Source organism: Actinomadura fibrosa, assembly GCF_900659615.1.
In the GTDB taxonomy this organism is placed as follows: Bacteria; Actinomycetota; Actinomycetes; order Streptosporangiales; family Streptosporangiaceae; genus Spirillospora; species Spirillospora fibrosa.
In genome coordinates this window covers 1-9,430 of record NZ_CAACUY010000304.1, presented here as the reverse complement: position 1 = coordinate 9,430, position 9,430 = coordinate 1, and the positions used below count along the sequence as shown (strand labels likewise).

Here is a 9,430-nt window from a genome sequence, read left to right as displayed (position 1 = left end):
CTCAGCGCCGAGCACACGTCCGCCATCGCTCGGGGCGGCGTGCCGTCCGCGCTGTCGGCCGGCCTGGAGGCGCGGATCCGGGCCTGCGCCCGCCGCCATCCGCCCAGCGGGGTCCCGGCGCGCGCGCCGCGGACCGCCGAGATCGCCGCGACGCTGGACGCGCGCGCCCTCGTCGAGATGATCGCGGTCGGCACCGACCTGCACGCCGTGACGGTCGTCGATGGCCGCCTCCGCAGGCACCGCCTCGGGCCGTCCGGGGGCGTGGGCGAGGACATCGGCCTGGCACGGTTCGCCCTGCGCCGCCTGGCCGAGGACGAAAACGACCCACAGTCGGTTGCGGCACTGGCGGGCTCCAGCGAACGCTTGGACCGCCTCCTCCTCGCACCACTGGAGCAGGACATCGGAGACCGGGAACTCGTTATCGCCCCCACGGGTGCCTTGCACGGCCTCCCTTGGGCGACGCTCCCGTCTCTGGTGCGACGTCCTTTCACGGTCGTTCCGTCCGCGGGCGCCTGGCTGCGGGCCAGGTCGGTTACGCAGACGTCCGGTCACACTCTGCTCGTGTCCGGACCTGGCCTGCGCCACACCCACCGCGAACTGTCCGACCTGCGGTGCCTCTACCCGCAAGCGATCGTCCTGGACGACCCGGGGGCGCGCGCGGAGACCGTCCGGGACGCCTTGGACGGCGCAGCGCTCGCCCACATCGCGGCCCATGGCGAGTTCCGCGAAGGCAATGCCCTGTTCTCGCGGCTGCGGCTGTCCGACGGGCCTTTGACGGTGCACGACCTGGAGGAGCTGGCCGCGCCGCCGCACCTGCTGGTCCTGTCCGCGTGCGACATCGGACGGGCGGACGGCGGCGACGCGGTCCTCGGCATGGCGGGCGTCCTGCTCGCCCTCGGCACCGCGACGGTCGTCGCCAGCGTCACGCCCGTCCGGGACGCGGCGACGCCGGAGTTCATGGCCGCCTTCCACCGGGCCCTCGCCGGGGGCGACCCACCGGCGAGGGCCCTGGCCGGCGTCCGCCGCTCCCCCGGCGTCGCGGGCTTCCTCTGCCTGGGCGCGGGGTGACGGTCAGGACTCGCCGGTCGCCACCGGGCGGTCGGAGTCCGCGACCCAGTTCGACCAGGACCCGACGTAGAGCGCCGCGGGGATGCCCGCGAGCGTGAGCGCCAGGATCTCGTGGGCCGCCGTGACACCGGAGCCGCAGTAGGCGCCGACGTCGCTGGCGTCGGTGGCGCCGAGCTGCGCGAACCGCTCGCGGAGCAGCTCGGGCGGCAGGAACCGGCCGTCCACGCCGACGTTGCCGGACGTGGGGGCGTTCCGCGCGCCCGGGATGTGCCCCGCGACCGGGTCCACGGGCTCCTGCTCGCCGCGGAACCGCTCGGCCGCCCGCGCGTCCAGCAGCACGCCCGCCGTGGCCAGCGCCGCGGCCCCCTCCGCGTCCAGGACGGGCAGGCGCCCCGGCGTGGCGATGAAGTCGCCCGGCTTGACCTCCGGATCGGCCGTGCTCACCCGGAGGCCCGCCTCCGTCCAGGCGCGGTAACCACCGTCCAGGACGCGGACGCGGTCGTGCCCGAAGTACCGCAGCGACCACCAGAGCCGCGCCGCCGCGGTGGAGTCGGCGTCGTCGTAGACCACCACGAGCCGGCCCGCGGAGACGCCGGCGCGCCGCATCGCGGCCTCGAAGTCCCCCGTCGCGGGCAGCGGATGGCGGCCGCCCCGCCCGGGCGGCCCCGCCACGTCCCGGTCCAGGTCGACGAAGACCGCGCCGGGCAGATGCCCCTTGCGGTAGGACTCGATTCCCGGAGGCCCCGCCAGATGCCACCGCACGTCCAGCAGCACCGGAGGTTCCTGCCCCCGGAGCAGCCGGTCCAGCGCGGATACGTCGATGAGAGGGTGCACATCGCCAGTTTGACCGCCATTGCCCCGATTAGGGAGGGGTCGGTTTCCGCTCGTCACGCCTCGACCTTACGCACCGTGTCCGCGCCGCGGTGCCCTCGCGCCACAGCCCTCACCCTCCCGGCGGGCGGTGGTCCCGATGATCAGGGGCGGGACGCGCTCAGCAGCGGGACCAGCTGCTCGTCCGGGACCAGGGAGCCGTGCATGCCGACCATCAGCGCCAGCCACGGCTCCCGCTCGGACGCCGTGATCGCGATGTCGGCGTGCGGGACGGCGATCACATCGCCGACGCGCTCCCGCATCTCCGGACCGATCGGCCCGAACCAGCCGCCATCGACGGCCTCGTCCCGCCCGACCACCCACGCGCGGTCGCCGAGCACGGCCCGCCACGCGGCGAGCACGTCCTCGTGCGCGCCCGGCTCGGCGTACACGTAGCGGCACCGCGCGTCCCCGCCGAGCAGCGCCACGCCCGCCCGCAGCTCCGGGACGGTGTCGGCGTCCACCCGCTCGGACGGGTCGACCATCCCGTGGTCGGCGGTCACGTACAGGGCCGACCCGGCGGGCAGCACCGCGGCGATCTCCTGGGCGAGCACGTCCACGAACCGCAGGTGGTGGCGCCAGTCGGCGGACCCGACGCCGAACCGGTGCCCGGTCGAGTCGAGGTCGGCGTGGTACACGGTCACGTACGAGCGGTCGCCGAGGCGCAGCGCCTCCTCGGTGCGCCCGACGAGCTGCCCGAGGCCCTCGGCGGGGCGGTACTCGGCGCCGCGGGTCGTGGCGCGGCTGAGCCCCGAGCCCCGGTAGTGGCCGAGCGCGACGTACGACACCTCCACGCCGTCCGCCGCGGCCCGCTCGTAGGCGGTCGGCGCGGGCTGGAACTCGGCCGGGTCGACGGAGTCGTCCTTCCAGCGCAGGCAGTTGAGGAGCCGGCCGGTGCCCGGGATCCGCACCTGGACGCCGAGCAGCCCGTGCCCGCCGGGCGGCAGGCCCGTGGCGAGCGACCCGAGGCTCGTGACGGTCGTCGCGGGGAAGCCGGCGGTGACCGGCCCGCCCTCCATCGCGTTGAGGTACGGCGCCTCGTCCGGATGGGCGCGAAGCTGCCGCCACCCCAGCCCGTCCACGATCAGGATCGCCACCCGGGGCACGGGGGGCAGGCCGAGGACGTTCTCCACGCCCGGGACGCCCAGCGCCGCCAGCAGGGACGGCGGAACGTCGGCGAGCGCTCCCGTCCCGTACCGGGGGACGGGCACCGGCGGCCCCTGCCCCGCACCGCCCGCCGGGCCTTCGCTCACGCCACCCGTCGGACCGTTCCCACGGCCGTCCACAGCGCCGTGCTCCGGGCCGCTCACTGGGTCGTTTGCCGGGCCGTCCATCGGGGGGCTCACTTGGCCGTCGCGGCGGACAGCTCCTCGGCGAAGGCCAGCACCTGCCCGACGGCGTCCGCGCCGTCGGCGGCCTCGCTCACCCGCAGGGACAGGTCGTCGGCCGTGACGCTGCCGGTGTAGCCGTGGTCGGCCTCGCAGTTCTCGTCGCCGCACGTCGCGGGTTCCAGGTCGATATGGGCGATCGCGCCCCAGCCGATGGTCAGCACGACCTCCGTGGGCGGCACGCCGGGCACGTAGGACGCGGGGTCCGGGACGACCCGCGTCACCGCCACCGACTGGACCCGTTCGAGCTTCACGGCCTCCGTGGTCGTGGACGCGTGCGGCTGCGCCATGCCCTCGCCGGGCGGGTGCTCGTCGGTGTGGCACACCAGCAGGCGGCTCGCGGACAGCACGAGCACGGTGACGTGCCGCCGCACCTCCATCGCGGGATCGAAGGTCGCCTCATGGTGCACCACGTAGGCGACCACGCGCTCGTCCCCTATGGCCGACTCGACCGCGTCCGCGACCAGGGCCGGGTAGTAACCGCTGCGCTCGATGGCGGTGCGCAACCCGTGAGCGGTCGCTCGGGTTTCCCTCATGGTCCCCATCCTGCCCTGTCCGGGGCCGGACGCGCACATGACGGTCCGAAGCGGCCCGGGCGCCCGGCGTCCGGAGGACGGCCGGGCGCCCATCGGGGTACGGGCCTCGCGTCGGGGTACGGGAGCCGTATGGACAGAGATCCGCTCCCGTCCCCGCCGCCGGTGCCGCCGCCCACGCCCGACCCGGCGCCTCCGCCGGGGCCGCTGGTGCCTCCGCCCGAGCCTCCGCCGGGCCCGGCCCCGGCCCCCTCGCCGCAGCCGCCCAGCCCCGTCCCGCCCGGGCCCGCGCCCGATCCCGTCCCGCCGACGCCGGAGCCGAGCCCGCCACCGCCGCCCGGCTAGGAACCGGTCAGGGGAGGCGGCGGGGGCCGAGTTCGGGACGCGGCCCCACGGGCCGTTCCAGGCGCAGCGTGACTCCGCGGACGGCGGCGCCCGCCGCGTCCACTACGACGGGGTCCAGCTCCAGCCGCGCGACCTCCGGCAGGTCGTAGCCGAGGCGCGACACCCGGAGCAGCAGCTCCTCCAGCGCGCGCACACTGACCGGCTCCGCGCCGCGGTGCCCGAGCAGCAGCGGCGCGGTCCGGATCGCGCGGACCAGCTCGGCGGCCTCGACGTCCGTGAGGGGCGCCAGCCGGTAGGCGCGGTCGTCCAGCAGGGCGGCGGTCTCGTCGGCCAGGCCGAAGGAGACGACCGCGCCGAACGAGGGGTCCTCCATGGTCACGATGCGGGTCGGCACTCCCCCGGCGTCCTCGCCGGTGTCGCCGACCCGGATGCCGTAGCAGGCGAGCAGCTCGCACGCCTGCTCCCGCGTGGCCCGCACCGGGTCGCCCGCGGCGAGCCAGCGCTCGACCAGGTCCCGCGCGCGCCTGCGGTCAGCCCCGGCGAGTTCCGGGAGGCGACCCGGCGGGCGCTGCCGCCACTGCGCGTACCGGATGACGTACGCGAGGGCGCGGACGGCGTCCTCCGGCGCCGGATAGGACGGGATGGACCCCGCCGCCGCCGTCCCGTCCGGCCCGGGGACGCGCAGGTCGGCGGGCATGCCCTTGGAACCGAGGTAGGTCGCGACGATCGGCTTCGCGCCGCCCGCGGCGAGCCGGAGGATCCGCTCCGGGACGCGCAGGTCGTAGCCGCCGATCGTCGGCGGCGTGAACAGCGCGACGACCGCGTCGACCGTGTCGTCCTCCAGCGCCGCGGCGAGCGCGGCCTCGTACTCCTCGGCGCCCGCGCGCGGGCCGAGGTCGAGGCGCGGCCGGACCTCCAGGCCGAGCGCCGCCGCCGCGTCCTGCGCGAGCAGCCCCAGCGAGTTCGAGTTGTCGATGATCGCGATGCGGTCCCCGGCGGGCAGCGGTTGGTAGGCCAGCAGCTGCGCCACGTCGAACAGCTCCGACAGGTCCTCCACCCGGATCACCCCGGCCTGCGCGAACAGCGCGCTGACCGCGTGGTCGGGCAGGCTGAGCGCCCGCGCGGCGTGCCCGATCGGGACGCCCTGGGTGCTGCGGCCGCTCTTCACGACCACCATCGGCTTGCGGCGGCCGAGCCGGCGCGCCAGCCGCGTGAACTTGCGGGGGTTGCCCAGCGACTCCAGGTAGAGGAGGACGGCCTTGGTCGCCGGGTCCTCCTCCCAGTACTGCATCAGGTCGTTGCCCGACACGTCCGCGCGGTTCCCGGCGGACACGAACGTGGACAGCCCGAGGCCGCGCTCAGCCGTCCGCTGGAGGATGGCGATGCCGAGGGCGCCCGACTGGGAGAAGAAGCCGACCGGCCCCCGTCCCGGCATGGTCGGGGCCAGGGTCGCGTTCAGCCGGACGTCCGGGTCGGTGTTGGCGACGCCCAGGCAGTTCGGGCCGACGACGCGCATCCCGTAGGCGCGCGCGAGCCGGACGAGCTCCTCCTGGCTCGCGCGTCCTTCCGGGCCCGTCTCGCCGAACCCGGACGACACGACCACCAGCCCCCGGACGCCCTTGCCCGCGCACTGCTGGACCACCTCCTGCACGGTGTCGGCCCTGACGGCGACGACCGCGAGGTCCACATCGTCCGGGACGTCCAGGACGGACGCGTACGCGCGGACCCCCGCCACCGCCACCGCCGTCGGATGCACCGGGTAGACCGGACCGGTGAAGTCGCCGGCGAGGAGGTTGCGCAGGACGGTCTGACCCACGCTGTGCTCGGCCCGGCTCGCCCCGATCACCGCGACCGACCGCGGGAACAGCAGCCGCTGGATCGACCGGGACTCGGCCCGGTGCTCGCGCGCCGCCATCACCTCCACGGACGTCTCCGTCGGCTCCAGGTCGAGGACGAGCTCGATGACGCCCTCCTCGAACCGCTGCTCCGCCTGGTAGCCCGCCTCCCGGAAGACCCGCGTCATCCGGCGGTTGTCGGGCAGCACGCTCGCCACGAACCGGCGCACCCCCCGCTCCCGCGCCGCCGCCGCGATGTGCTCCAGCAGCACCGCGCCGAGCCCCCGCCCCTGGTGCGCGTCCTCGACGAGGAACGCCACCTCCGCGGTCTCCGGACGGTCCGCCAGCCGGTCATAGCGGACGACCGCGACCATCTCCTCGCCGATCGTCGCGATGAGCGCGACACGCCGGTCGTAGTCCACGGAGGTGAAGTGCTCGATCTCACGGTCGGTGAGCCTCGGCCGCGGCGAGAAGAACCGGTAGTAGATCGACTCGGGCGACAGCCGCGCGTAGAAGATCCGCAGGAGCTCGGCGTCGCCGGGCCGGATAGGGCGCAGGTGGGCCGTCCCGCCGTCGCTCAGGACGACGTCGGCCTCCCACTGGTCCGGGTAACGCTCGGTCACGTACCCGAGGGTAAGGCACACCGCCCCCGGTCACCCGTTCGGGAAAAACGAGGCTTCCTTGGTTTCGCTGCGCGTTCGAGACCTAATCGGGGGTCAAGAGCTGTTACGGTCGACCACACGCCCAGTATGCCGCTCGCGCGGGCCGTGTTGATCGAGGTGATGACTCCATGACGCGCGTGGTCGTGGTCGGCGATCTTATGACAGACACCGTGGCACGTGCCGCGTACCCCCTGGCGAAGGGCAGCGACACGCCCGCCGCCGTGACGATCCACGGGGGCGGCTCGGGCGCCAACGTGGCCTCCTGGCTCGCCCTGGAAGGGGTCGAGGTGGCCTTCGTCGGCCGCCGCGGCTCCGACATCGCGGGCCGGAACCGTGACATGGAGCTGATGGGCTACGGCGTCGACGCCCGCCTCGTCATGGACCAGGAGCGCCCGACCGGCACCTGCGTGGTGATGGTCACCCACAAGGGCGACCGCACCATGCTGTCGGACCCCGGCGCCAACGGCGCGCTCCTCCCCGAGGACATCGAGCGCTGCAAGGACCTGTTCACCCAGGGCACCCACCTGCACCTCTCCGGTTACTCGCTCATCAACGAGGGATCGCGGAAGGCCGCCACCCACACCCTGGACCTGGCCCGCAAGGCGCAGATGTCCATCTCCGTGGACGGCGGCTCCTCCTCCCCCCTCAAGCGGATGGGCGCCGAACCCTTCCTGGAGTGGACGCAGGGCGCCCGCCTGCTCATCGTCAACGCGTCCGAGGCCGAGATCCTCACCGGCCGCGACAACCCCGACCAGGCCGCCAAGGTGCTGACCGCCTGGTACCCGCAGGTCGTCATCAACGTCGGCGCCGACGGCGCGCTCTGGTACACCAACGGCCGGCCCGAGCCGGTCACCGTCGCCGCCGAGCCGGTCGACAAGATCGTCGACGGCACCGGCGCGGGCGACGCGTTCGTCGCCGGCTTCCTGCCGCCCTGGCTGGACGGCAAGCAGCCCGCCGACGCCCTCACCGCCGGGTGCCGCCTCGCCGCGCAGGCCATGCAGCACCTCGGCGCCCGCCCGTCGCTGGACGTCGTCGACAACCAGATCAAGAACTGAGGCCCGGGACGGGGGCCGCACGGCCCCCGTCTCCTCAGCGCATGTCGAATCACGCGGACGGCGTGTAGGTGCGCACGTCCTCCCGCACCGCGTCCCACAGCCGGTTGAGCGGATGCCCGGCGTCGTAGCGCTCCAGGTCCGCGCGCCGGACGAACGCGCCGGTCATCAGCTCCGCCTTCGGCTCCAGGTCGTCGTGCAGGCCGATCGCCCGCAGCGGCACGCTGTCCGGATCGTCCTGCCCGGCCATGCCCCGCCCGATCGACCCGGTGACGATCATGCAGCCGCGGACGAAGCCCGACTTCAGCAGCGACAGCCCGTAGTGCACGTCGTCGATGTCCGCGACGACGTTCAGCCGCTCCCGGTAGCCCGGCCCGTACCAGGTCGCCAGCAGATCGGCGACGAGGCCGGCGGGCGGCACCACCAGCGGGATCCCGGGCAGCCGGCTCGTCTCGACGGGCGCGTCCGGCAGCTCGCCCGCGGGCAGGTTCGTCAGCAGCAGCGCCCGCCCCCGCGCGTACTCGACGACCTCGTACTCCCTCAGCCGCAGGTCACCCTCCGGCGTGCTGACGATGCTCCCGCAGATCAGGTCGACCTGCTTGGTCTCCAGCCGCGACCACAGGTCCTTCGTCCGGACGTGCGCGACCTTGAACTCCACCTCGCGCTGCCGGAACTCCTCCGACACCCGCTCCCACGCCCGCGACACGATCGGCAGCGTGAACTCGGTCGTCCCGACCGTCAGCATCCGCCCGAGCCTGCGGCGGCTCCAGTGAATCGACTCCAGCCAGTTCGCGAACGTCGTCCGCGCCAGCTCCACCGTCGTCTCACCGGTCGGCGTGAACAGGAAGTCCTTCCCGCGCCCCTGCCGGACGGTCAGCACCTCCCCGCACAACGCCTGGCTGTTGCGGTTGAGCGTGTCGAGCTGCTTCTGCACGCTGGACTGCTCGCGCCCGAGCACCCGCGCCGCCCGCAGCGCCGACCCGGTCTCGTGCACGACGAGCAGCGTGCGGAGCTGGTCGAACGTGGTGTCGAGCAGCCCGGACGGGCCGGCGAGGAGCTCGTCGAGGGTCGGGGGCACGGGCGTGGACACTACTACCTCCGCCGGAAATGGCCGAGCGTTCACTTCAGCGGGAAATGATGACATTTCCCGTTGAACTTATCTGAAGATGTTCTGCGAAACAACTGGACATACTTTTCTAACCTCTAGAACACTTTCCTCTCGTTCACCCCGACGGAGGAAGTGTCCCGTGAGCCCGACCGAGCCCGCCGCCCGCCGCGTCCCGCCTGTGCGCGACGACGCCCCCGCGAAGATCGTCGCGTCCGGGCCGGTGCGGATCCCCGCGCCCGCGGTCGAGCTCGCCGACAAGCTCGTCTACCCGGGCACTCCCCGCCGGACGCCCGCCCCGGCGTCCGCTCCGCCCCGCTGAACTCCGGTTCGCCGCGGTTCTTCTCCGCCGCGGCGCCCGGGCCCTCGTCGGTCCGTGCGCGGGGCCGCGCGCACGGACCGGCCACCCCGCGGTAGACGCCGCCCGCGCTCGACAGGGGCGCGCGGGCGGCGAACCGCGGCCCCGCCTGCTCCCCTGGCCACGCTCCCCCGGCGCGCAGCCCGCCACGTGGTACATCGGCATCGCGACCATGAGGACCGTCGCATCGTCGATGCCCCACAGGTCGTTGGTC

At 74.4% G+C, this 9,430-nt stretch carries 8 protein-coding genes; 3 read left to right on the top strand and 5 right to left on the bottom strand.

The features are described 5' to 3' along the window. Positions 1-1,068: CHAT domain-containing protein (locus tag E1300_RS43910; protein ID WP_131763206.1), on the top strand; the 1,068-nt coding region annotated here is incomplete at its 5' end. Between the two features lie 3 nt (positions 1,069-1,071). On the opposite strand, the gene E1300_RS43905 is transcribed toward E1300_RS43910, so the two are convergent. The 4 genes from E1300_RS43905 to E1300_RS43885 all read right to left on the bottom strand — a co-directional run bounded on the left by E1300_RS43905 (position 1,072) and on the right by E1300_RS43885 (position 6,662). Continuing rightward, positions 1,072-1,902 (bottom strand): sulfurtransferase, encoded by an 831-nt coding sequence (locus E1300_RS43905; RefSeq protein ID WP_131763205.1) that lies wholly within the window; start codon positions 1,900-1,902, stop codon positions 1,072-1,074. 140 nt (positions 1,903-2,042) lie between these two features. Next, positions 2,043-3,191, bottom strand: coding sequence for an alkaline phosphatase family protein (locus tag E1300_RS43900; RefSeq protein WP_242619781.1), 1,149 nt, complete (start codon positions 3,189-3,191; stop codon positions 2,043-2,045). 89 nt (positions 3,192-3,280) lie between these two features. Then, positions 3,281-3,862 (bottom strand): DUF5998 family protein, encoded by a 582-nt coding sequence (locus E1300_RS43895; RefSeq protein ID WP_131763203.1) that lies wholly within the window; start codon positions 3,860-3,862, stop codon positions 3,281-3,283. Positions 3,863-4,211: 349 nt separating this feature from the next. Next, a complete protein-coding gene (locus E1300_RS43885) occupies positions 4,212-6,662 on the bottom strand; it encodes a bifunctional acetate--CoA ligase family protein/GNAT family N-acetyltransferase (RefSeq protein ID WP_131763201.1) in 2,451 nt (816 codons plus the stop codon). A gap of 167 nt (positions 6,663-6,829) precedes the next feature. Between E1300_RS43885 and E1300_RS43880 the strand changes: the two genes are divergently transcribed. Next, positions 6,830-7,756 (top strand): carbohydrate kinase family protein, encoded by a 927-nt coding sequence (locus tag E1300_RS43880; RefSeq protein ID WP_131763200.1) that lies wholly within the window; start codon positions 6,830-6,832, stop codon positions 7,754-7,756. Positions 7,757-7,805: 49 nt separating this feature from the next. Here the strand turns inward: E1300_RS43880 and E1300_RS43875 are convergent, their stop codons facing one another. Beyond that, a complete protein-coding gene (locus tag E1300_RS43875) occupies positions 7,806-8,831 on the bottom strand; it encodes a LysR family transcriptional regulator (RefSeq protein ID WP_207400307.1) in 1,026 nt (341 codons plus the stop codon). Positions 8,832-9,000: 169 nt separating this feature from the next. On the opposite strand from E1300_RS43875, the gene E1300_RS43870 reads away from it, so the two are divergent. Beyond that, positions 9,001-9,180 carry a hypothetical protein gene (locus tag E1300_RS43870; protein WP_131763198.1) on the top strand — a complete coding sequence of 60 codons (180 nt, stop codon included), beginning with the start codon at positions 9,001-9,003 and terminating at the stop codon, positions 9,178-9,180. Positions 9,181-9,430 lie beyond the last annotated feature (250 nt).